Origin of the sequence: Arthrobacter sp. UYEF3, assembly GCF_040546245.1 — a bacterium.
Taxonomy (GTDB): Bacteria; Actinomycetota; Actinomycetes; order Actinomycetales; family Micrococcaceae; genus Arthrobacter.
In genome coordinates this window covers 39778-63373 of the sequence record NZ_JBEPNK010000007.1, presented here as the reverse complement: position 1 = coordinate 63373, position 23596 = coordinate 39778, and the positions used below count along the sequence as shown (strand labels likewise).

The window sequence follows — 23596 nt, the reverse complement described above, 5'->3', positions numbered from 1 at the left end:
AACTACCGGACGTGGGGCTGGCCACCACGGGCTGTGATGACCGCCACCCCTGGCTCCTGCCGCGGTCCAGCTGACAGGTTGTCGTTATCTTTTGGGGCCGATTTTCGGCACAATCGATGGCATGACTCCTAGCGCGGCGGCAACGAACGGCACGGCAACGAACGGCATGTCAACGAACGGCACGGCAACGGGCGGCCTCGACGCCGGCCACCCCCTGATGGACGGCCGCACGGCCGACTCCCCGCTGATTACCGCCTACCGCGGCGGCAAGCCTTCCCGCCGCCCGGTCTGGTTCATGCGCCAGGCGGGCCGCTCGCTGCCCGAATACCTGAAGGTGCGCGAGGGTGTTGCCATGTTGGACTCCTGCCTGCGGCCCGAGCTCGCCTCCGAGATCACGCTTCAGCCCGTGCGCCGGCACGACGTCGACGCGGCGATCTTCTTCTCGGACATCGTCATCCCGCTCAAACTCGCGGGCGTGGGCGTGGACATTGTTCCGGGTGTGGGTCCGGTGCTGGAGAAGCCGGTGCGCACCGCCGCTGACGTCGCCGCCCTGCCGCAGCTGACCTGGGAAGCCCTGGAACCGATCCGCGAAGCCGTCCGGCTCACCGTGGCGGAACTCGGGACCACCCCGCTGGTCGGCTTTGCCGGCGCGCCGTTCACCCTGGCCGCGTACATGGTGGAGGGCAAACCGTCCCGAGACCACCTCGGCCCCCGCACCATGATGCACGCGGATCCGGAGGCCTGGACCGCCCTGGCGAACTGGGCAGCGGACGCCTCCGGGTTGTTCCTCCGCGCGCAGCTGGAAGCCGGCGCCTCGGCCGGCCAGCTCTTCGACTCCTGGGCCGGCTCCCTGGGCCTGGCCGATTACACCCGTTTCGTGGTCCCGGCGTCCACCCGGGCCCTGGACCACGTCCGGCACCTCGGAGCACCGCTGATCCACTTCGGCACCGGAACCTCGGAACTGTTGGTCGCGATGCACGACGTCGGTGTCGACGTCGTGGGGGTGGACTACCGGCTGCCGCTGGACGAGGCCAACCGCCGGCTGGGCGGAACAGTGCCGCTGCAGGGCAACATTGATCCGGCGCTGCTCTCCGCGCCCTGGGAGATCCTGGAGGCCCATGTGCGGGACGTCATTGCGGCCGGTGCTTCGGCCCCGGGCCACGTCCTGAACCTGGGGCACGGAGTTCCCCCGGAGACCGACGCGGCGGTGCTGACCCGGGTCGTCGAATTGATCCACTCGATCGCCCCGGAGTAGCGCCGTGGCAACCGACGCTGACGCGGACGCCGTCGCATCGACTGTGCCGAGCCCGGCAGCGGCCCCGGTGCCGACCGCCGTCGTGGTGGGCGGAGGCATAGCAGGCCTGCTCGCTGCCCGCGAGCTCGCCCGGGCCAGCGTCCGGACCACGGTGCTGGAAGCCGCTGAGGAGTGGGGCGGCTGCGTGGGCAGCCACGTGGTGGCCGGGTTGACCCTGGACAGCGGCGCCGAATCTTTCGCCACCCGCACCGCCGCCGTGGCCGGGCTCGCCGAGGACCTGGGCCTCGGCGCGGAAATCGTGCCGCCGAACCCTGGCGGCGCCTGGGTCCAACTCCCCGAGGGGCCACGGGAGCTGCCTAAGACCGGAGTGCTGGGCATCCCCGCCAACCCCTGGGACCCCGAAGTCCGGCGTTCCCTCGGCCTGCTCGGATCCGTCCGCGCTTCCTTGGACGCACTGTTGCCCGCATCCGTGGGCACGGCCGCCGGGGCCACCAGCGTTGCCGCCCTGGTCCGCGCCCGGATGGGCCGGCGCGTGCTGGACCGGCTCGTGTCGCCAGTGGTGGGCGGCGTGCACTCGGCCGACCCGGCACTGCTGGACGTGGATATGGTGGCGCCCGGACTGCGTGCCGGAATCCGAACGCACGGTTCGCTCGCCGCCGCCGTGGCCGCACAGCGCCGGGGGGCCGCGCGGCCGGGCGCGGGGCAGCCGTTTGTCCGGCAGGGCGCGCGGCGCCCAGGCCTGCAGAAGGCGGGTTCCGCCGTCGCCGGCCTCCGCGGCGGCATGCACACCCTGGTCACCGCACTCCTCACGGAGCTGCGCGGGCTGGGAGTGACCCTGGTCGGCGGGACCCGTGCCGGTGAGGTGCAGCGCATCCCCGGCGGCTGGCGGGTCACCGCGGGCCGCTCCGTGTTTGACGCCGAGAGGCTGGTCGTCGCCGTCGAAGGTCCGGCCGCCGTCGCGCTGCTCGCCGGCGCGTTGCCCGCGCTGTCCGCCCTGCGCCCGGCGGCGGGCCCCGACGTGCGGCTCGTGACCCTGGTGCTGGACTGCCCGGCCCTCGACTCCGCACCGCGCGGCACCGGCGTCCTCGTGGCCCCGCAAAGCCCCGGCATCCGCGCCAAGGCCCTGACCCATGCCACCGCCAAATGGGCCTGGCTGGCCGAACGCACGGCGCCCGGCCGGCATGTCCTGCGCCTGTCCTACGGACGCGGTGACAACATCCAGACCGGCCGGGTACGCCCGGAACCCGGCACCGACGAGGAATTGTTCGACGCCGCACTGGAGGATGCCGCCACCCTGCTGGCGGTCCCGTTGTCCCGGTCCGACGTCGCCGGCTGGGACGTGGTCCGCTGGTCCGGGGCGCTGCCCTTCGCCTCGCTAGGCCACAAGCGGCGGGTCGAGGAGGTCCGGCGCCTCTGCGCGGCCGAGGGAAGCCTCGTCGTCGTCGGCGGCTGGCTCTCCGGAAACGGTCTGGCCGCGATCGTTGCCGACACCCCCACGCAAGTCGCCGCCCTGCTGCCTTGACCTCCGCTGAAGCCGCCGGGGTGCGGTTTCAGCCCGGCCCCTGACCGGGCCACGTACCCCGAAAACAGCCGTTTCGGCAAATTTTCCCTGCAGGCCTAGGGCAGCTAAGGTCGATGACCATGGTTATGCACAGGTCCGAAGTTCCAGAAACGCCGGCCGGTCACCATGGGGGACTCCGGCGCGGCGCGGCAGCAGCAGCGCTAGGAGCGGTACTGGCACTCAGCGCAGGGGTTCCTGCCACCCAGGGTGCGACGCCCACACCCAGCCCGACGGGCCCATCCGCGGCTATTTCCGTCGGCCTCGACGACCTGATCGGCGGCCGGCTGGGATCCCCGACGCCGACGCCGACGCCGACGCCGACGCCGACGTCGACGTCCGGCTCGGCCAGGCCCACCCCGACGCAAAGCACGGCCCCGCCGACGTCGACCGCTCCGGCACCAAGCCAGAGCCCGGATCAGCGCGCTTCCCGGCGGGGCGCCGTTCCGCGTGCGGCGCCCACAACCTCCGCGCCGGAGCCGGTCCAGTCCGACTCCCCGACGTCGACGCCGGTTGCCGGCCAGCCGACCGGCAGCCAGCAGGCCCCGGGCCAGGTGCCGGCCCGGGATGCACCCGGCACCGTGGCCCCGACCGAGGGCGCGGACGCCGCCGCCCCCGGCAGCACCACCCCCGGCAGCACCACTTTCGGTAGCACCACCCCCGGCTGGGCGGAGGGCACGCCGTCGGCCCCCTCCACCGGAACGCCCCGGACCGGCGCCACGACGGCTGCAGCCACGGCAGCATCACCGGCGGCCACAGCCAAGTCCGGGGACAGGATGCAGTCCGTGTCCAACGTCCAGCCGGCCGGCCCCTCCGCCCTGGTGGGCTGGGGAATCTGCCTGGTTGCCGTGTCGCTGGGCGCCGGCGCCGTCGTCCTCCGGCTGCGCAGGATCTAAGGGCAACGCCGGTCCGCAGACCGGACCACGGGACAGAAGTGTGAAATTCAGCACTTCTACGCGCTGTAGAAGTGCCCCGTTTCGACTTCGCTCCGGGGAGGGGGCAGACTGGTATCTATGAGCCACACTTCTGCCGAATCTGTCACTAAAACCGGAAAAACAGCAGCCGAGGAATCAACCGGGCAGTTCTTCACGCTCTGGACCGTCTTCAAGCGCTCTGCCAACGTCCTGCGCAGCGGCGACGCCGCCGAGGACTTTGAGGCACTCCTCGACCGGCTGGCGGAGGACGGCGTCGTCCACCGCGGCAGCTACGACGTTTCCGCGATGCGTGCGGACGCCGACATCATGATCTGGCTGCACGGGCCGAAGCCCGAGGCCCTCCAACGGGCGGTCCGGGACATTCGCCGCAGCAAGCTGTTCACCGGCAGCGAAATTGCTTGGTCCGCCATGGGCGTGCACCGCGAAGCCGAATTCGCCAAGAACCACACCCCGGCGTTCTCCCGCGGCGTGGAACCGGCCCAGTGGCTCTGCGTCTACCCCTTCGTCCGCTCCTACGAGTGGTACCTCCTGCCGGACGCCGAGCGCGGCGCGATGCTCCGCGACCACGGGCTGCTGGGCCGCGACTTCCCGCAGGTCATCTCCAACACCGTGTCCTCCTTCGCGCTGGGGGACTGGGAATGGATCCTGGGCCTGGAGGCACCCGAGCTCGAGGACCTCGTGGACCTGATGCGGCACCTGCGCGCCACCGAGGCCCGCCACCACGTGCGGGAAGAAGTCCCGTTCTACACCGGCCGCCGGGTGACCGCCGTCGAGATCGCCGAGGTCCTCGCATGAGCCCGCTCGACCCGCAGGGTCCTCAGGAGAGCACAACCACTGCCGTGAACCCCGTCACCGAGGCAGGCCGGCTGGCCCCGAAGGACTACGACGCGGTACTCCTCGCTTCCTTCGGCGGCCCCGAAGGCCAGGACGACGTCCTCCCGTTCCTGCGCAACGTCACCCGCGGCCGCGGCATCCCGGACGAGCGGCTCGAAGAGGTCTCGCACCACTACCGCGCCAACGGCGGCATCAGCCCGATCAACCAGCAGAACCGCGAGCTCAAAGCCGGCATCGAGGCCGAACTCGCAGCGCGCGGCATCGGCCTGCCGGTCTTCTGGGGCAACCGCAACTGGGCCCCGTACATCCCGCAGACCCTGCAGGACATCTACGACGCCGGGCACCGCAAGGTCCTGATGGTCACCACCAGCGCCTACTCCTGCTACTCCAGCTGCCGGCAGTACCGCGAGGACATCGGCCTGGCGCTGACCGACACCGGGTTGGACGGCAAGCTCGAGGTGGACAAGGTCCGCCAGTACTTCGACCACCCGGGCTTCGTTGAGCCGTTTATCGAGGGCACTGCTGCCGGCCTCGCCGACGTCCGCGCGCAACTGGCCGCCGCCGGCACACCGGACGCGCCGGTCCACATCCTGTTCGCCACCCACTCCATCCCCACCCGCGACGCCGAAGCGGCCGGCCGCTCGGACTCCGAACCCCGCCAGTTCGAGCAGGACTCCGCCTACGTGGCGCAGCACCTGGCCACCGGCACCGAGGTCATCCGCCGGGTCGAATCAGAGACCGGCCTGAGAGCGCCGTGGTCCCTCGTGTACCAGTCCCGTTCCGGTGCCCCGCATGTGCCGTGGCTTGAACCCGATATCAACGACGCCATCGAGGAGCTCGCCGGCCAGGGAGTCAAGGGCGTCGTGATCGTCCCGCTGGGCTTCGTCAGCGACCACATGGAAGTTGTCTGGGACCTCGATACCGAGGCTCTCGAAACCTGCGGCAAGCTGGGCCTCGCGGCCGCCCGTGTCCCCACGCCGGGGACCCACCGCAAGTTCGTGTCCGGGATCGTGGACCTGATCAGCGAGCGGACCGCCGCTAACAACATCTCCGACCGGCCGCACCTGACCAAGCTCGGCCCCTGGTACGACGTCTGCCGGCCCGGCTGCTGCGCCAACTTCCGCGGCGAAAAGCCCACCATCGCGGGCGCTGACACAACCGTCGGGTCCGGGCACGACCCTTCCCCGGCACCTGCAGCCGGCGGGCCGGCGGCAGGCCAGGCCACGCCGTGACCGTCCGGATCGGCACCCGGGCCAGCAAACTTGCCCTCACGCAGACCCAGCAGACCGCGGACCAGCTGGCCGCCGTCGGCGGGTTCCCGGTGGAACTGGTGCACATCCGCACCGACGGCGATGTGCTCACCGGATCGCTCTCCCAAATGGGCGGCACCGGTGTCTTCGTCGCGGCGCTGCGCGACGCGCTGCTCGTGGACGCCTGCGACGTTGCTGTCCACTCACTTAAGGACCTGCCCACCGGGGCCGCCCTCGGCCTGACGTTGGCGGCGACGCCGAAACGCGCGGACGTCCGGGACGTGCTTTGCGCCCGGGACGGGCTCAAGCTCACCGACTTGCCTGCCGGCGCCACAGTCGGCACGGGCTCGCCGCGACGCGCCGCCCAGCTGCGCGCGGCGCGGCCGGACCTGGACATCCGCGATATCCGCGGCAACGTGGACACCCGCCTGGGCCGGGTGCGGGGCCTGCCGGGCAACAGCACCGACGCCGTCGTCGAGGGAAAGTCCTGCGACCTCGACGCCGTCGTGCTTGCCGCCGCCGGGCTGCACCGGATCGGCCGGCTCGACGCCGTCAGCGAGTACCTCGAGACCGATGTGATGCTCCCGGCAGCAGGGCAGGGTTCCCTCGCGATCGAATGCCGCTCCGCCGACGGTCCGCGCAAGTCGGGGTCCACCGAAGGTTCCCAGGGCGTCCTCGCCCAGGCCCTCGCAGCCCTGGACGATCCGGACACCCGGCTGGCCGTCACGGCCGAGCGGGCGCTCCTGGCCCGGCTGGAGGCTGGCTGCGCTGCCCCGGTCGGGGCGTACGCCTTCCGCAAGGGCAGCATGCTCCATCTCGAAGCCGTGGTCTGCGCCGTGGACGGCACCGCGACCGTCCGCGATAAGAAGGCCACCGATGGGCTGACCGAAGTTGGTGCCACGTTGCTGGGAATCGAGCTGGCCGAAGCACTGCTGGCAGCCGGCGCGGCCGACATCGCCGACCTGGCCGCCTCCTGAGCCGGACGGATCCTCACCTGATGGGACGCCGCAGCGAGACTCCCAGGCCGGACGGGACCGCCGGGCCGAGGATGCTGGAAGGCGCCCGGGTCCTGGTCACCCGCAGCCCGGATCGGGCCGGCGCGCTGGTGTCCGCACTGTGCGCGGCCGGTGCCGAGCCGTTGCTGCTCCCGCTGATCGACTTCGAGCGCGCCCCTGACCAGCACTCGCTCGACGTGGCCTTCGACGCGCTCGGGGCCGGTGGATACTCCTGGCTCGTGGTCAGCAGCGTCACCACGGTCCGGGTCCTCGAGGAGAAGGCGGCCGAGCGGGGGGCGGAGCTCAGCGCCTGGCTGCCGGGCAGCCTGCAGGTGGCCGCCATCGGCCCGGCCACCCGCAGCATACTCAAGGCCCTGGACATTCCCGTCGACCTCGCCCCCGCCGGTCAGCAGTCCGGCGCCGGACTGCTCGACATCTGGCCCCCCGGCCGGTGCAGCGTCCTGCTGCCGCAGGCCGACATTGCCGACCCGGGGCTCCGCCGGGGACTTGAATCCCGCGGCGCCCGGGTCCAGGCCGTCACCGCATACCGGACCGTCGACTACCCGGCCGACCCGGGTCGCAGCCTGGCCGGCGCCCCCGCCCCGCAACAACCCGCCGCCGTCCTCACCCCGGCGGCCGCGAAAGCCGCCGTCGATGCAGGCACGGTGCACGCCGTCGTCGCCGCGTCCCCCAGTGCCGCGCGCCGCGTCCACGCGGGACTGTCGCCGCTGGGCGACTGCCGCTTCGTGGCCATCGGACGGTCGACGGCGGCCCAGGCGCTGGCCCTCGGCCTGCCGGTCGCCGCCATCGCCGAGGAACCCACCGCCTCCGGACTCGTCGCCGCAGTGATCGAGGCCCTGGACCCAGGGCACCCCCATTCCACCCCGACCACCAGCGAACTGTGAAGGACCAGACATGAGTTTCCCGACCCACCGCCCCCGCAGGCTCCGCACCACCCCCGCGATGCGCCGGCTCACGGCCGAACACCGGCTCTCCGCGGCCGACCTCATCCTGCCAGCCTTCATCCGCGAGGGCCTGTCCGAGCCGAACCCGATCACCTCGATGCCCGGCGTCCAGCAGCACACCACCGAGACGCTCAAGCGTGCCGCCGCCGAGGCCGTGCAACTGGGCGTCGGCGGCATCATGCTCTTCGGCGTTCCAGCCGAACGGGACGCGCGCGGCACCGCCTCGCTGGACCCCGAGGGCGTGCTGAACCGGGCGATCCGTGACGTGAAGGCCGAGGTCGGCGACGAGCTAGTCATCATGAGCGACGTCTGTTTGGATGAATTCACCGACCACGGCCACTGCGGCGTGCTGGACGCGCACGGCTACGTAGACAACGACGCGACCCTGGAGATTTACGGGCAGATGGCCGTGGCCCAGGCCGAGGCCGGCGCACATGTGCTGGGCCCCTCCGGCATGATGGACGGCCAGGTCGCCGTGATCCGCCAAGCCCTGGAGGACGCCGGGCACGCCAACACCGCCGTCGTGGCCTACGCGGCCAAATACGCCTCCGCCTTCTACGGCCCGTTCCGCGAAGCAGTCGACTCGCAGCTCACCGGGGACCGGCGCACCTACCAGATGGACGCCGCCAACCGGCGCGAAGCGATCCTCGAGGTGGAACTGGACCTCGAGGAAGGCGCCGACATGGTGATGGTGAAACCCGCCATGAGCTACCTCGACATCCTGGCCGACGTCGCGGCGATGAGCCCGGTCCCGGTGGCCGCCTACCAGATCTCCGGCGAGTACTCGATGATCGAGGCTGCCGCCGCGAACGGCTGGATCGACCGCCGGGCCGCCATCACCGAATCCGTGCTGGGCATCAAACGCGCCGGCGCCAACCTGGTCCTGACCTACTGGGCGAGCGAACTCGCCGGCTGGCTGAAGGAGTCGTGACGAAGACCTCGACACTGCCGGACCCCGCCTCCGCGGCCAACCCCACCGCCCCGGTGGGCCGGGAAACCGTTCTGCTCGGCCTGAACACCTTCGGTGACGTCGGCGTGTTCCCGGACGGGCAGCCGGTCCCGCCCGCCCAGGTGCTGCGGCAGCTGCTGGAACAAGCCGAGCTCGCCGACCAGGTGGGGCTGCACGCGTTCGGCGTGGGGGAGCACCACCGCCGCGACTTCGCCGTGTCCGCCCCGGAGGTCTTCCTCGCCGCCGCTGCTGCCCGGACCCGGAACATCCGGCTCGGGTCCGCCGTGACGGTCCTCAGCTCCGATGACCCGATCCGGGTCTTCCAGCGTTTCGCGACCGTTGACGCGATCTCCAACGGCCGGGCCGAGGTCATGCTGGGCCGAGGCTCCTTCGTGGAGTCCTTCCCGCTGTTCGGCCTGGACCTGGCCGACTACGAGGTCCTGTTCGAGGAAAAGCTTGAGCTTTTCGACAAGGTCCGTGCACAGAAGCCGATCAAATGGGAAGGCCGGACGCGCCCTGCCATCAACGGGCTCAGCGTCTACCCGCCGCTGGAGCACCACCTGCTGCCGGCCTGGATCGGCGTCGGCGGGACGCCCGAGTCCGTGCTGCGCTGCGCCGAATACGGCTACCCGGTCATTTTCGCCATCATCGGCGGCGAGCCCCGGTCCTTCGCGCCGCTGGCCGGGCTCTACCGCGAGGCGATGACCAAATACGGGCACCCGATGCAGCAGGTCGCCACGCATTCGCCCGGCCACGTTGCCGCCACCGACGAGGAAGCGCGGGAGGAGTTCTTCCCGCACTGGATCGCCATGCGCAACCGGCTGGGCGCGGAACGCGGCTGGGGCCCGGGCAGCCGGGGCGAGTTTGACGCCATGTGCACCGCCGAGGGTGCCCTCTACGTCGGCTCACCCGAAACCGTCGCGGCGAAGATCGCCCTGTTGAAGAAGAACCTGGGCGTCGACCGCTTCGACCTCAAATACAGCAACGGCACACTCCCGCACGCCGCCATGATGCGCTCCATCGAGCTGTTCGGCACCGAAGTGGCGCCGCGGGTGGCCGCACTGCTGGCCGGGTCTTCCCCGGCGAACTGAACTGAAAGAATAGAAACCATGACTTCCAGCCATCCTCATAGCGAGGAACTCTTCGACCGCGCCCGCCAGTTGATGCCCGGCGGCGTCAACTCGCCCGTCCGCGCCTTCGGTTCCGTCGGCGGGACACCGCGCTTTATGGTCTCCGCCAAGGGACCCTACCTCACGGACGCCGACGGCGCCGAGTACGTTGACCTGGTCTGCTCGTGGGGCCCGGCGCTGCTGGGGCACGCCCACCCGGCGGTCCTCGCGGCGGTGCACGCCGCCGTCGACCGCGGACTCTCCTTCGGCGCCTCCACGCCGGATGAGGCCAACCTCGCCGCGATCGTCAAGGAGCGCGTGCCGGCCGCCGAACGGGTCCGGATGGTGTCCACCGGCACCGAAGCGACCATGACCGCCGTCCGGCTGGCCCGCGGCTTTACCGGACGCAACCTCGTGATCAAGTTCGCCGGCTGCTACCACGGCCACCTCGACGGTCTGCTCGCCGCCGCAGGCTCGGGCCTCGCGACGCTCGCGCTGCCCGGGTCGGCCGGCGTCACTGCCGCCACGGCCGCCGAGACCCTGGTGCTGCCCTACAACGACCTTGCCGCCGTCGAAGCCGCCTTCGCCGCGCACGGACCCGACATTGCCGCCGTCATCACCGAGGCCGCGCCGGCCAACATGGGCGTGGTCACCCCGGGCGAGGGCTTCAACGCCGGCCTGGCCCGGATTACCCGGGAGCACGGCACCCTGCTGATCCTCGACGAGGTCCTCACCGGCTTCCGCACCGGCTACGCGGGCTACTGGGGCCTGACCGGCGGCGCGGCGGACGCGGCCGAGCCGTGGGCCCCGGACCTGCTGACGTTTGGAAAGGTGATCGGCGGGGGCATGCCGACGGCGGCCCTCGGCGGCCGCGCCGACGTGATGGACCACCTTGCCCCGGTGGGACCGGTTTACCAGGCCGGCACCCTCTCCGGGAACCCGGTGGCGATGGCCGCCGGCGTCGCCACCCTGACCCACGCCACCCCGGAGGTCTATTCGTTCGTGGACGCCCGCTCGCTGGAACTTTCCGGTGCCCTGTCCTCGGCGCTGGACGCGGCCGGTGTGGACCACTCGATCCAGCGAGCCGGGAACTTGTTCTCGGTGGCCTTCGGCACCTCGGCCGGGGGCGTCCACAACTACGACGACGCGCAAGGCCAGGAGGTCTTCCGCTACGCACCGTTCTTCCACTCGATGCTGGACTCCGGCGTCTACCTGCCGCCGTCGGTGTTTGAGGCCTGGTTCCTGTCCGCCGCGCACGACGACGCCGCGATGAACCGGATCTTCGATGCCCTGCCGGCGGCGGCCAAGGCCGCCGGCGGCGCACAGCCTTAAGTCACGCCGCCGGCGGGCGCGGCCTTCGCCGCCGTCGCCCTTAAACAGTTTCGGCACCCGCCGTGGCGGGTGCCGAAACTATTTAACCTGCTGCCTACAGCACGTCCGAAAGGAAGCCTTTCAGCCGTTCGGTCCGCGGCTCGGTGAAGAGTTGTTCCGGCGCTCCGGTCTCCACGACGACGCCGGCATCCATGAAGGTCACGGTGTCCGACACGTTCCTGGAGAATCCCATTTCGTGGGTCACCACCACCATGGTCATCCCGCCCTTGGCCAGGTCAGCCATCAGCGCCAGGACCCCCTTGACCAGCTCAGGATCCAGAGCGGACGTCGCCTCGTCGAAGAACATGACCTCCGGCTTCATGGCCAGCGCGCGGGCAATCGCCACCCGCTGCTGCTGGCCCCCGGAGAGGTTGGCGGGCCGGGAGTCGGCCTTGTGCTTGAGGCCCACGAGCTCCAGCTGCGCCAGGGCCTCGTCCCGGGCCTGCTCCTTGGACATCCCGCGAAGCTTCTGCAGCGCCAAGGACACGTTTTCCGCGACCGTCTTGTGCGGGAACAAGTTGAACTGCTGGAAGACCATGCCGATCCTCCGGCGGAGTTCATCCGGGTTGTCCTTGAGCACCGAGCGGCCGTCCAGCAGAATGTCACCCTGCTCCGGTTCGATCAGCCGGTTCATCACCCGCAGGAGCGTGGACTTGCCGGAGCCGGACGGGCCGATCACGGAAGCCGTGCTGCCCTTCTCGACGTGCAGGTCGATGCCGCGCAGCACACGGTTCGAGCCAAAGGACAGGTGGATGTTCCGTGCCGTCAGCGATCCTGAAACGAACTCACTCATGCCTGGGCTCCTTTTCCGACGACGGCGGCTGCCTCGTCCGGTTCTTTCTTTTCCGGCCGGCCGGAGCGCAGCCGGCGGTCGATCCAGTTCACGAAGTGCGTCAACGGGACGGTGAGAGCCAGATAGAAGACGGCAGCTGCCACGTACGGGGAAAGGTTTCCGCTGGTGGAGGCCGCGTCCTTACCAATCTGGAAGATTTCGCGTTCCGTCGCCAGGAGGCCGAGCATGAAGACCAGGGAAGATTCCTTGATCAGGGCAATGAACTGGTTGACCAGCGCCGGCAGGACCCGCCGGACACCCTGGGGCACGACGACCAGGCGCATGGCCGGGCCATAGCCGAACCCGAGGGCGCGCGTGGCCTCCAGCTGTCCCTTGTCAACGCTCTGGATACCGGAGCGGAAGATCTCCCCGATGTAAGCGGCCGACATCAGCGACAGCGCGGCGATGGCCATGGGGTAGGGGCTGGTGGATCCGGTGAGTTGACGGACAACCGGCCCGAAGCCCAATCCGATCACGAGAATGGTGAGGATAGGCGGGAGCCCGCGGAGAACATCGGTGTAGATGCGGGCAATCCAGCGGGCAGCGGCGTTCCGGGAGATCCCCATCAGGGCAAGTACCATGCCCAGTACCGTTCCGATGATGCCCGACGTGACGGCCAAAACGAGCGTGTTCGGCAGGCCGACGGCGAACATCTTGGGAAGGACTTCGCCTATCGCCTTCCAGTCCAGGAAGGTTTCAGAGAGCAGTGTGAGGAAATCCACGGAACGCGCCGGCTTACTTTGCGGTAACCTGGACGGCTTTGCTGCCCGGCTTCCAGCCCTGCGGGGTCTGCTCTGCAGCGGTAGGGCGGTCCGTGTACCACTGGGACGTGAGCTTGGTCCACGTTCCGTCAGCGATTACAGCGTCCAAGCCGGCATTGAGGGCATCAACCAGTGGCTGGTTGTCCTTGTTGACCGCATACGCGGTGAAGTTCTGGGTGTTGACGACCTTTTCGGCGATCTTGGTGTTGTCGCCTTCCTTGACCTGTCCGCTGGCCTGCTGCGACGGTGCAACCCAGGCGTCCACCTGACCGCTCTTCACGTTGGCATAGACCGTGTTGTAGTCCGGGAAACGGACCGGCTCCAGCTTGAGCGTGTTCGTCACGTAATCGTCCTGGACGGTGCCCTGGACCACGCCGATGCGGACGCCCGACTTGAGGTCGGCGAAGCCCTTCACCTTCGCATCGTTCTTGGTCACGACTGCCATGTAGCCGAAGTCGTAGCCGTTGGTGAAGCCAACGGTCTCGCGGCGCTTGTCCGTGGTGGAGATCGAGGAGGATCCGACGTCGAACTGCTTGTTCTTGATCTGGGAGAGCAGCGCAGAGAAGTCCGTCGACGCGAACTCGACCTTGAGGCCCAGCTTGTCGCCGATGGCACGCAGGAGCTCGTTGTCGTAGCCGGTGAACTTGCCTGACGGGTCAATGAAGATGTTCGGCGGAGCGTCGGACAGCGTGCCGACCCGCAGGGTCCCGTCCGTGATCAGGCCCAGCTTGGACTTGTCGATCTTGGCCAGCGGGGTAACAGTGGCGGTGGTGTATTTGTCCAGCGTCTGCTGGTCGCTGCCGGCGAGGGCGTCGGTGGGCGAGCCGCTGGGCTGCGCGGATCCCGAGCCGCAGGCTGCGAGGGAAACGGCCAGGGCTACAGCCACGGGAGCCGTGGTCAGCCACTTCAAGGCTTTGCTTTTCATCACGCATTCACTTTCGTCTGAAATTCAGTGGGTCGCGGGGAGACTCATCGGCCCCGGCTGCTGGTTGAGGCGCCGGCTGGACAGCGCAAGCCGCGAAAGATAATTGTGTCACCCGCGGGAAACGGACCCTCAATCCGAATTATCCAGCGTCGAAAACGTAGACGGTCGAAGTATCCCCACGATCAGGGGAGATCGCCTGCCAGCCGAACGGTGTTGAGAGTGCTCGGCGGAATCATGGGAGTAGCTTGGCCCGGCGGCGGGAGGCGGGCGGGGATGTGATTTATCTCGCTTTTACTGGATTGGAACGCTTAAGAGGGGCTAGAAGTCGCCCCGGCCGGCATCTTCGGGCGGCAGCACCGGCCAGTCGCCCTCAATCACGGCAGCCGGCTTAGTCTTGCGCAGGTAGCTTTGGAAATCCGTAGCCTGGGAAGATGCCCATTCGACTTGAAGCTGGTGAAGGTGGCTGGCCGGCATGCGCAGCTTGGGGAACTTCCCGGCCATCGCGTCGAGCATCCGCAGCGTGGCCAGGGCGTCCGCCGCGGAGGTGTGGGCGTCGTCCAGGGTCACCCCGTACTCCTCGCACAGCGCGGTAAGGGTGCGCTTGCCCTTCCGGTACCGGTCCACCTGCTTGTTCATGATGTACGGGTCCAGGACGGGGAAGCGGCTCAGCTGGGGAACGCCGTAGCGGGCCGACTCTGCGGCGAGCACGGTGAAGTCGTAACTGGCGTTGAAGGCAATCACCGGCACGCCGGTGTCGAACAGCTCCTGCAGGGCTGCCGCCAGTTCCCGGGTCACGTCGGCGGCCGGCCGGCCGTCTCGGCGCGCCTGTTCGGTGGTGACGCCGTGGATGTCGCTGGCCTCGGTGGGGATTTCCACGCCGGGATCGGCAAGCCATTCGTGTTCCTTGATGACCGAGCCGTCGGCGTCCACCACGGTCACGGAGGCCGTCACGATCCTTGCGGCGCGGGAGTTCCGGCCGGTGGTTTCGAGGTCGAAGGCTGCGCGGGGAAGGGTATGCCAGGTGCTCATGCTTCAACGCTACCTGCTGCCGCCGACAGTTTCGTGCCGCCCCGCTGTGCCCGGCGGCAGCCGCCAAAACGGTACCCTTGGTCCATGCGGACGGAGTATGTGGAGGCGGTGTTGGAGCTTGCGGCGATGGTGCCGTCGGGTTCCGCCGTCGCCTACGGCGACGTCGCCGAACTCCTCGGCGCGGGTGGCCCCCGCCAGGTCGGATCGGTGATGAGCCACCACGGCAGCGCCGTACCCTGGTGGCGGATCCTCAAGGCCAACGGGGACGCTCCGCCAGGCCACGAACCTGAGGCCCTGGCGTTGTACCTGGCCGAAGGTACCCCCCTGCTGGGCAGCTACGCCGACTATCAGCGCACCGGGGAGGGGCGTTGGCGGGTGGACCTCATGGCGGCGCGGTGGGTCCCCTCCGAACAGGATTTTGGGCTGATCGATGCCGTCGCCGAAAGGCTCGAGCGGGAGCTGCACAAACTGTCGGTCCCCGATGCTGAAATGTCCGTGTGAGTAGCCCCAGCCAAGACGCAGCGAAGCAGCCACCCGCGCACCGGCCACCCGCGCACCGGTCACGCGCCGACCGGGCCGGCGCCGACCGGTCACACGAGAACCAGCCAGGCCTTCGCCTGCTGCCGCCCCGGACCCAGCACAGTACCGTCCCGGTGTTGTCACCGGACCAGCGGGACGCCGTCGACGTCGCGCACGGCTCGGGACCGGTTCTGGTCCCCGGCGCGCCGGGGACCGGCAAGTCCACGGTCCTGGTCGAGGCCGCCGTCCGCCGGGCGCAACGGGACGGCCTGGATCCCGAGCGGATGTTGATCCTGGCGCCCGGGCGGCTCGCCGCCGATGCTCTGCGCGACCGCTTCACCGCACGCTTGGATCGCAGCCTGAGCACGACGCCGGCCCGCACCTGGGCGTCGTATGCCTTCGATCTGATCCGGCGGGCCAAAGCGGAAGGCATCCTGCCGCTGCCGCGGGCGCCCAAACTCCTGTCCGGTCCCGAACAGGACCTCATCATCAAGGAACTCCTCGAAGGCCACGCCCAGCCGGGCCTGGAACTTCCCTGGCCTGGGGACCTGGACGCCGCCCTGCAGACCCGGGGTTTCCGGCAGGAGGTACGCCAGCTCTTTGACCGGATCATCGAATCCGGGCGCACCGCCGGGGACCTGGCGGACCTCGCGCAGCGCTGCCGTCGGCCGGACTGGACGGCCGCGGCGGCACTGTATGCCGAGTACCGCGACGTCCTTGACCTGCGCATGCCCGAATCCTTCGACCCGGCCGGCATCATCACGGCGGCCCGGCAGATCTTCCAGGACTGCCCGGAGTTCCTGGCCGTGGAGCGGGACCGGCTCCAGCTGATCCTCGTTGACGATGTCCAGGAGGCGAACCCGGCCGTGTTCGAACTGCTCGCGGACATCGCCGCGGGCAAGGACGCCCTCGTCACCGCCTCCCCGGACACCGTGGTGCAGGGGTTCCGCGGTGCCCGGCCGGACCTGGTGGCCGAACTGCCACGGCTGCTCGCCGCGGCCGGCGGCACCGTCCTTGAACGGCCGCTGTGGACCGCCCACCGCCACACACCGACCGTCGCGCAGGCCTGGCAGGCGGTGGCGGAGCGCATCTCGCTGCGTTCCGGCGGAACGTCGGCGCGCAAGCTCGTCCAGCCGGCTCAGCCGGCTCAGCCGGCTCAGCAGGCCGCCGGCGAGGGCGCAGTGGAGGCGCACCTGCTGCCATCCCCGGTCCACGAACTGCGCTATGTGGCGCAGCGCATCCTCGAAGCCCAGCTGAACGACGGCAGGGATCTGGGCGACATTGCAGTGATCGTCCGCAACGGCGGGCAGCTCGCCCAGTTGCAGCGCCACCTCGCCGGCCAGGGCATCCCGGTCCGGATCCCGGTGGCCGAATCCGCGGTCCGGGACGAGGTCGCCGTGCGGCCGCTGCTGGACGCCTACGTGGTGGCGCTGGATCCTGCCGAGCTCACCCCGGAGTCCGCCGTCTCGCTGCTCACCTCGCGGATCGGCGGCGCCACGTCGATCGAACTGCGCCGGCTCCGCCAGTCCCTGCGGCGGGAGGAGCTCCTCGGCGGCGGCGGGCGCACCAGTGACGCGCTGCTCGTGGAGGCCCTGCTGGAGCCGGCCGCGCTGGGGACGCTCGGCATCGAGGGGCACTCCGCACGCCGTGTGGCCCGGATGATCCGGGCCGGCCGGGAAGCCGCCGCGGCGCCCGGCGGCAACGCCGAAACCGTGTTGTGGGCGCTGTGGCACTCCACCGGGCTCGCCGCCCGCTGGACCGAGGCCGCCCTGGCCGGCGGCGCGGCGGGCGCCCGGGCGGACCGGGACTTGGATGCCATGATGGCGTTGTTCCATACGGCCGAGCGGTACGTGGACCAGCTCCCAGGTTCCGGTCCGGAACAATTCCTTGAGTACCTGTTGAGCCAGGAGCTTCCGATGGACACGCTCGCAGCCCGGGCGCAGCTGGAGGACGCGGTGGAACTCATGACGCCGGCCAGCGCCGCCGGGCGCGAGTGGCCGGTCGTGATTGTGCCGGGGCTTCAGGAAGGCGTCTGGCCCAACACCCGGCTCCGCGGCGAACTGCTCGGCAGCACGCTCTTCGCCGACGCCGTCGAACACGGCGTCGAGTACGCCCTGCAGCTGGATCCGCTGAGCAGGCTGCGGGAGATCCGCTATGACGAGCTGCGCAGCTTCTCCACCGCGGTCTCGCGCGCCCGGGAGGTGCTGATCTGCACCGCAGTCTCGTCCGAGGATGAACAACCCTCGTCCTTCCTGGATTACGTCTCGCCGCTGCACCCGGACCGGGACCGGCGCGGCTTCACCGCGGTGGAGCGTCCGCTGACGCTGCGCGCGCTCGTCGCGGAACTGCGCCAGTACGCCCAGCTCGACGGCGGCCCCGCCGAAGCGGCCGAGGCCACCGCCGTGCTCGGAGCCCTCGCTGCCGCCGTGCCTGCTGTGCCCGGCGCCCACCCCGACAGCTGGTGGGGTCTCGTCCCGCTGTCATCGACCGACCCGGTGGTGCCGCCCGGCAGCACCGTCTTCGTCTCGCCCTCCAAGGTAGAGACCGTGCAGAAATCGCCGCTCGACTGGTTTGTCCAGGCCGCCGGCGGCGAGGCCGCCACGGACTTCGCCCGGAGCCTCGGCACCCTGGTCCACGCCATCGCCCAGGACCTCCCGAACGCCTCCGGCGGGGAATACGTGGCCGAACTGGTCAAGCGCTGGCCGTCGCTGGGGATGAAGGACAACTGGGAGGGCAAACTGGATTACCAGCGGGCCGAAACCATGGTCCGCAAACTTGCCCAGTACGTGCTGGTGATGCGGAGCGAGGGGCGGGCGCTGATCGGAGTCGAACAGGACTTCGAGGTGAAGCTGCCCGACGTGGTCCCGCCGGCCGCCCCGGGCGCCGAGGAGAGCTGGCCCGCCCGGGCCGCCGTGCTCCGCGGCCAGGTGGACCGGCTGGAAATCGACGCCGAGGGCCGCCTGGTCGTCGTGGACCTCAAGACCGGCAAGCGCCAGCCCGGCAAAGCCGAGCTCGAACGGCATCCCCAGCTGGGCGCCTACCAGGCCGCGGTCCTGGCCGGCGGATTTGCCGGCCCGGATGACGGGCCGCCCCCGCGGCCCGGCGGTGCCGTGCTGGCCCAGCTGGGCACCAGCACCAAAAGCCCGGGCGTGCAGGGCCAGCTGGCGCTCGATCCGGACGCCAACTGGGCGCTGGAGATGGTCGGTGAGGCTGCCCGGGTCATGTCCGGCAGCACCTTCGAAGCCCGCCACGACCCCGCCAAGGGCGGGCACGGCGGCCACGGCTGCAGGCTTCCGGAAGTCTGCCCGCTGTGCGCACGTGGAAAGCAGGTCACCGAATGAGCAACGTGGCAACGCCGGACGCGACAGGCTGCCCGGAGGCACTTCCGGAGCCCCGGTTCAGCCCGGAGGAGCTGTCGGTGCTGCTGGGGGAGAAGAACAGCCCCACGGCCGAACAATCCCTGATAATCTCCTCGCCGCTGACCCCCCGGCTTGTCATTGCCGGGGCCGGCTCCGGCAAGACCGCTACCATGGCGGACCGGGTGGTGTGGCTCGTCGCGAACGGCTGGGTCCGGCCGGAGGAGGTCCTCGGCGTGACCTTCACCCGCAAGGCCGCCGGCGAACTCGCCACCCGGATCCGGGCCAAGCTCGCGGCCCTGGCACGGATCGCCGCCGCCGACCCGGACCACAAGGTGTTCCCGGCCGGGCTGCTGAGCACCGACGCGCTGGAGCCCAAGGTCTCCACCTACCACTCCTACGCGAGCGGCATCGTCTCGGACTACGGCCTGCGGCTCGGCGTCGAACGGGACGTCGTCCTGCTCGGCGGCGCGCAGTCCTTCCAGCTTGCCAGCGAGGTGGTGGAGGCCTTCGACGGCGACTACCAGCATTTCCGCTCCGCCAAGTCCACCCTCGTCAAGGCCGTCATCCAGCTCGCGGGGGAATGTGCTGAGCACCTGCAGGACCCTGCGCAGGTCCGCGGCTGGCTGCTGGACCGGGTGGCCGAGTTTGAGTCGCTCCCGTACCTCGCCACAGCCAAAAAGAACCCCGCCCAGGCCGCGGGGGACCTCAGCGCTCTGCTGCGCACCCGCGCCAGCGTCGCGGACATGGTGGGCCGCTACGCTCAGGCGAAACGGGCCCGGGGCGCTCTGGACTTCGGCGACCTCGTGGCGCTCGCAGCTCGGGTTGCCAACGAGATCCCGGTGTCGGCGCAAACCGAACGCCAACGCTACAAGGTGGTGCTGCTGGATGAATTCCAGGACACCTCGCACGCACAGCTGGTCCTGTTCTCCCGGCTCTTCGGTGACGGCCACGCCGTCACCGCGGTGGGGGACCCGAACCAGTCCATCTACGGCTTCCGCGGCGCGTCCGCAGGTCAGCTCTTCCACTTTGTCCGCGAATTCCCGGTCCGTATTGACGCCAACGCCGACGCCAACGCCGACGCCGACGCCGGAGGCAGCAACAGCGCCGGCCGTCCGGGTAGGTTCGCCGTCGCACCGACGTCGTACCTGACCACCGCCTGGCGTAACGGCCGGAACATTCTCGAGGCCGCCAACGTCATTTCCGCCCCGCTCAGCAAGGCGGCCGCCCAGGCCGGGGCCGCCGGTGCCCGGGACACCGCCGGCACCGTGGAGGTCCCGCCGCTCCAGCCCAGCCCGGCCGCGGTCCAGGGCCGCGTGCTGATGGGCCGCTTCGGCACGGACGAGGACGAGGCGGCGGCCATCGCCGCGGACGTGCTGAAATTCCGGCGGACCGACTTCGACGCCGGCAAGGCGGAGGAACCCGGGGCGCCCGCCATGGCCGTGCTGTGTCGGCGACGGGCCCAGATGGAGTGTATCCGCCGCGAATTCGAGCTGCGTGGCATCCCCTACGAGATCGTGGGCCTGGGCGGGCTGCTGGACACACCCGAGATCGTCGACCTGGTGGCCACGCTCCGGGTGCTGGCCGATCCGGGCCGATCGGACTCACTGATGCGGCTGCTGGCCGGCGCCCGTTGGCGGATCGGCCCGGCGGACCTGATGGCGTTCCGTGACTGGTCAAGCTTCCTTGCGCGGCGCCGCGGACGCCCCGGCGGTGAGACCGACAGCGACGACGCCGCCGAGGCGGTCATCGAAGGCGACCTCACCGACGCAGCGAGCCTCGTGGAAGCCCTGGACTGGCTGCCTCGCCCGGACTGGACGTCCGCGCACGGCCGGCAGCTGAGCCCGGCAGCGCGGGAACGACTGCAGAAGCTTTCCGTGGAACTCCGGCAACTGCGCAGCTTCATGGGCGATGATCTCAGCACGCTCCTCGGCGAAGTCGAACGCGCCATGCTCCTGGACATCGAAGTCGCGGCCCGGCCGGGCATCAGCATCCACCAGGCACGTCGCAACCTGGATGCCTTCCAGGACGCCGCTGCCGGGTTCTTGCACACGTCGCAGCGGGTCGACGTGCTCGCCTTCCTGGCGTGGCTCGAAGCGGCTGCGGCCGAGGAAAACGGCCTTGATGCCGCCGCACCGGAAGTCAACCACGAGGCCGTGCAACTGCTGACCGTGCACGCCTCGAAGGGGCTGGAATGGGACGTGGTGTTTGTCCCGGGCCTCAACGCCGGGGCCTTCCCCAGCAGCCGGGATTCACGCTGGAGCAGCGGGGCGGCCGCGCTGCCGTGGCCGCTCCGCGGTGACCGCGCCGACCTCCCGCAGTGGGACCTGGACCAGCCGGACCAGAAAGGCTGGCTCGACGCGGAGAAGGACTTCAAGGCCGCCGTCTCGGTCCACGGGGAAGCCGAGGAACGGCGCCTGGCCTACGTAGCCTACACCCGCGCCAAGCACGTACTCTGGGTGTCCAGCGCAGCCTGGGTGGGTTCCCGGGCGGGCCAGGCCGGGATGTCGCCGTTCCTGGCCGAGCTCGAAGCCCTGAGCGCGACCGGAGCGGCCGAGATCCATCCGCTGTCCGTCGCCGAGGAATCGCTGCCGGCGGAAAGCCCGCTCACCTCCGAACTCGAACTCGCACTGTGGCCGTACGATCCGTTGGAAGGACCCGTCCACCCGCGCACCGGGGCCCGGCTTCGACTCGTACCGGGCCGCCGGGCCGCCATGGCAGCCGCCGCAGCCCGTGTCCTGCAGGATCTGGAACTTCCCGGCGCCGGCTCGCTGCCGGCTCCGGCACCTGCGGGTTCGGCCCGCTCCAGGCCGGATTCGGCGGGTTCGGTGCCCGGGGCGCGGCGACTGCGCGGCCCCGCCGCAGGCTGGGCGCAGGAAGCGGCCACCCTGCTGGACCGGCGCTCCCGCCGGGCCACCGGCCAGGACGTGCACCTGCCGGGGCACATCTCCGCCTCCACCCTGGTAGACCTGGACGACGACGCGGCCTCCGTCGTGGCCCGGCTGCGACGCCCCGTTCCGCGGGAGCCCGGCATGTCCGCGCGCAAGGGAACGGCTTTCCACGCGTGGGTCGAAGAGTATTTCGGCACCTCCGGGATGCTGGACCTGGGCGAAGCTGCCGGCTCGGACGACCACATCGACGAGGCGTACGGCCTGAACGACATGGTGGAGACCTTCCGCCAGTCCGAATGGGCCCACCGGGCGCCCGCGTATGTGGAGGTGCCGGTGGAGACGCGGATCGGCGACGTGGTGGTCCGCGGCCGGATTGACGCCGTCTTCCGGGACGCCGACGGCGGTTGGGACCTCGTGGACTGGAAGACCGGACGCCGGCCGCCGGCCGGCCAGCTCAAGACCAAAGCCGTACAACTCGCCGTCTACCGGCTGGCGTGGTCCCGGCTCAAGGGGATCCCGCTCGAGGATGTCCGCGCGGCGTTCTATTATGTGGCCGACGACGCGGTGGTGCGCCCGCACGACCTGGGCTCAGCGGAACGGCTGGAGGACATTGTGGCTGCCGCCCTTGGGAGGAGCGCAGCCTGCTAGCGGCTGCGCTAGGAGCGCGTATCCGGAACCACCGTCAGCGCCGTCGTGGAGGTGTCATCAGTCGCGGACGGACCAGTGAGGGAAGTATCCGCGTCCTCTTCGGCGCCGTTCTCTGTGGTGTCGACGGCGGCTGCGGCATCATCGGCCCGGCCGCCGTCCGATCCGTTGGCGTCGGCCCTGCCGCCGGCGGCCCGGTCAGCTTCCGTGACGGGGCCGCCCCCGTCGCCGCGCACGGCAGTGGCCGAGTCGTCGCGGGGGATCGGCGTGACCTGGACGGCGGGCACCGCACCGCCGGCGGCCCGGTCGGTTCCGGGCTCGGGCGCCGTACCAGGAGCATCCGGCCCAATCGGCTGCACGGTCACAGCAGGCTGCACGGTGACGGCGGGCTGCACGGTGACGGCGGGCTGGGGCAGCGGTTCGACGCTGATCGGCTGGCCGCCGTGCTCCGCGACGTCGTCGGCCAGCACCGCTAGCATGGACTCTGCCTCGTCGATCATGGACTGGTCTCCTGCCGCGAGCCCCTTCACCAGGTATTGCGCCAAGGCGAACTCCGCCGACAACGCGGCGCGTCGGAGCAGGTGGGGGTCGGGCGCGTCCCGGCGGTTCGAGGTGTATTGCGCTAATACCGTGTCGACAAAATTCTGGTCGTTGGAGGCAACCAGCCAGGCCATGTCGTCGGCCGGATCCCCGATGCGGAGGTCCGTCCAGCCGGTCACGGCAGTGACCTTGTCACCGTCCACCAGCAGGTTGTCCTCATGCAGGTCGCCGTGCACCACACTGGGGTTGAAGCGCCACAGCGACACGTCCTCCAGTGCGTGCTCCCAGCGGCGCAGCAGCAGCGGCGGAATCTTGCCCGTGGTCGCGGCCTGGTCCAGCTCGTTGAGCCGGCGCTGGCGGAACTCGTTCGGCGTATAGCTCGGGAGGTCGGCATTGCTGACCAGGGAATGCGGGAGGTCATGGATCGCGGCCAGGGCAGCGCCCAGCTCGCGGGCCAGCCCGGCTGAACCGGCGCTGAGCTCTTCCACAGAGCGGGTGGCGCCGGACAGGTGGGAGTACACGAAGGTGCTGAGCGTGCCCTGCCGGACGCTGCCGGCCACGGTGGGCATCAGGAACGGGAGTTCGGCGCGGATGCCGGGAGTGAACGCGCGCAGCACCAGGAACTCGGTTTCCAGCCGTGCGCTGGCCTCGGCATGCCGCGGTGAGCGCACCCGCCAGTGTTTTCCTTCGGTATCCAGGAGAAGGGCCGAATCGAAGTCTGCCGGGTCGTCGGGCGCGGAGCTCACGGCGGTCGGGGTCAGGCCGGGGACTGCCGCCGTTGCGACGGCTGCAAGTTCGATTGGTTTTCTTCTCACTCTTCCACGGTAGAGCGAGCCGCGCCGATGACGGCGATGCAGGGCGGCGAGTCTGAAAGATC

The 23596-nt window shown here is 70.3% G+C and carries 18 protein-coding genes; 13 read left to right on the top strand and 5 right to left on the bottom strand.

What is annotated here, in order from left to right; translation table 11 throughout:
* The first annotated feature begins 121 nt into the window (after positions 1–121).
* The 10 genes from hemE (at position 122) to hemL (ending at position 11182) form a co-directional block, all read left to right on the top strand.
* Entirely contained in the window at positions 122–1255 is a 1134-nt protein-coding gene (hemE, locus tag ABIB14_RS07085) for a uroporphyrinogen decarboxylase (protein ID WP_354235176.1), read from the top strand.
* 43 nt (positions 1256–1298) lie between these two features.
* Positions 1299–2777, top strand: coding sequence for a protoporphyrinogen oxidase (hemG, locus tag ABIB14_RS07080; protein WP_354235283.1), 1479 nt, complete (start codon positions 1299–1301; stop codon positions 2775–2777).
* A 119-nt stretch (positions 2778–2896) separates the two neighbouring features.
* Positions 2897–3709 (top strand): hypothetical protein, encoded by an 813-nt coding sequence (locus ABIB14_RS07075; protein ID WP_354235175.1) that lies wholly within the window; start codon positions 2897–2899, stop codon positions 3707–3709.
* Between the two features lie 117 nt (positions 3710–3826).
* Complete coding sequence (gene hemQ, locus ABIB14_RS07070; RefSeq protein ID WP_354235174.1) at positions 3827–4543, top strand: hydrogen peroxide-dependent heme synthase; 717 nt, start codon at positions 3827–3829, stop codon at positions 4541–4543.
* Complete coding sequence (locus ABIB14_RS07065; protein WP_354235173.1) at positions 4540–5814, top strand: ferrochelatase; 1275 nt, start codon at positions 4540–4542, stop codon at positions 5812–5814. The genes hemQ and ABIB14_RS07065 overlap by 4 nt, the downstream gene beginning before the upstream one ends.
* Positions 5811–6809 carry a hydroxymethylbilane synthase gene (gene hemC / locus ABIB14_RS07060; RefSeq protein ID WP_354235172.1) on the top strand — a complete coding sequence of 333 codons (999 nt, stop codon included), beginning with the start codon at positions 5811–5813 and terminating at the stop codon, positions 6807–6809. Before ABIB14_RS07065 ends, hemC begins: the two co-directional genes overlap by 4 nt.
* Positions 6810–6829: 20 nt before the next feature.
* Positions 6830–7732, top strand: a complete 903-nt coding sequence (locus ABIB14_RS07055; RefSeq protein ID WP_354235171.1) for a uroporphyrinogen-III synthase — start codon at positions 6830–6832, stop codon at positions 7730–7732.
* A 10-nt stretch (positions 7733–7742) separates the two neighbouring features.
* Positions 7743–8723, top strand: a complete 981-nt coding sequence (gene hemB / locus ABIB14_RS07050) for a porphobilinogen synthase (protein ID WP_354235170.1) — start codon at positions 7743–7745, stop codon at positions 8721–8723.
* On the top strand, positions 8720–9832 hold the full coding sequence (locus ABIB14_RS07045; protein WP_354235169.1) for an LLM class flavin-dependent oxidoreductase: 1113 nt from the start codon (positions 8720–8722) through the stop codon (positions 9830–9832). Before hemB ends, ABIB14_RS07045 begins: the two co-directional genes overlap by 4 nt.
* A gap of 18 nt (positions 9833–9850) precedes the next feature.
* Positions 9851–11182 carry a glutamate-1-semialdehyde 2,1-aminomutase gene (hemL, locus tag ABIB14_RS07040; protein WP_354235168.1) on the top strand — a complete coding sequence of 444 codons (1332 nt, stop codon included), beginning with the start codon at positions 9851–9853 and terminating at the stop codon, positions 11180–11182.
* Positions 11183–11276: 94 nt separating this feature from the next.
* On the opposite strand, the gene ABIB14_RS07035 is transcribed toward hemL, so the two are convergent.
* The 4 genes from ABIB14_RS07035 to ABIB14_RS07020 all read right to left on the bottom strand — a co-directional run bounded on the left by ABIB14_RS07035 (position 11277) and on the right by ABIB14_RS07020 (position 14768).
* The gene (locus ABIB14_RS07035; protein WP_354235167.1) at positions 11277–12014 is read right to left on the bottom strand and encodes an amino acid ABC transporter ATP-binding protein; all 738 of its coding nucleotides are present in this window, start codon (positions 12012–12014) and stop codon (positions 11277–11279) included.
* Entirely contained in the window at positions 12011–12775 is a 765-nt protein-coding gene (locus ABIB14_RS07030; protein ID WP_354235166.1) for an amino acid ABC transporter permease, read from the bottom strand. Before ABIB14_RS07030 ends, ABIB14_RS07035 begins: the two co-directional genes overlap by 4 nt.
* Before the next feature lie 13 nt (positions 12776–12788).
* Positions 12789–13739 (bottom strand): ABC transporter substrate-binding protein, encoded by a 951-nt coding sequence (locus tag ABIB14_RS07025; RefSeq protein ID WP_354235282.1) that lies wholly within the window; start codon positions 13737–13739, stop codon positions 12789–12791.
* A gap of 318 nt (positions 13740–14057) precedes the next feature.
* The gene (locus ABIB14_RS07020; RefSeq protein WP_354235165.1) at positions 14058–14768 is read right to left on the bottom strand and encodes a 3'-5' exonuclease; all 711 of its coding nucleotides are present in this window, start codon (positions 14766–14768) and stop codon (positions 14058–14060) included.
* Positions 14769–14852: 84 nt separating this feature from the next.
* On the opposite strand from ABIB14_RS07020, the gene ABIB14_RS07015 reads away from it, so the two are divergent.
* From ABIB14_RS07015 to ABIB14_RS07005, 3 genes are all read left to right on the top strand, one after another.
* A complete protein-coding gene (locus ABIB14_RS07015; protein ID WP_354235164.1) occupies positions 14853–15269 on the top strand; it encodes an MGMT family protein in 417 nt (138 codons plus the stop codon).
* Between the two features lie 116 nt (positions 15270–15385).
* Complete coding sequence (locus tag ABIB14_RS07010) at positions 15386–18628, top strand: ATP-dependent helicase (RefSeq protein WP_354235281.1); 3243 nt, start codon at positions 15386–15388, stop codon at positions 18626–18628.
* The gene (locus ABIB14_RS07005) at positions 18625–22182 is read left to right on the top strand and encodes an ATP-dependent helicase (RefSeq protein WP_354235163.1); all 3558 of its coding nucleotides are present in this window, start codon (positions 18625–18627) and stop codon (positions 22180–22182) included. Before ABIB14_RS07010 ends, ABIB14_RS07005 begins: the two co-directional genes overlap by 4 nt.
* Positions 22183–22190: 8 nt before the next feature.
* On the opposite strand, the gene ABIB14_RS07000 is transcribed toward ABIB14_RS07005, so the two are convergent.
* The gene (locus tag ABIB14_RS07000) at positions 22191–23534 is read right to left on the bottom strand and encodes a macrolide 2'-phosphotransferase (protein WP_354235162.1); all 1344 of its coding nucleotides are present in this window, start codon (positions 23532–23534) and stop codon (positions 22191–22193) included.
* Positions 23535–23596: the final 62 nt, after the last annotated feature.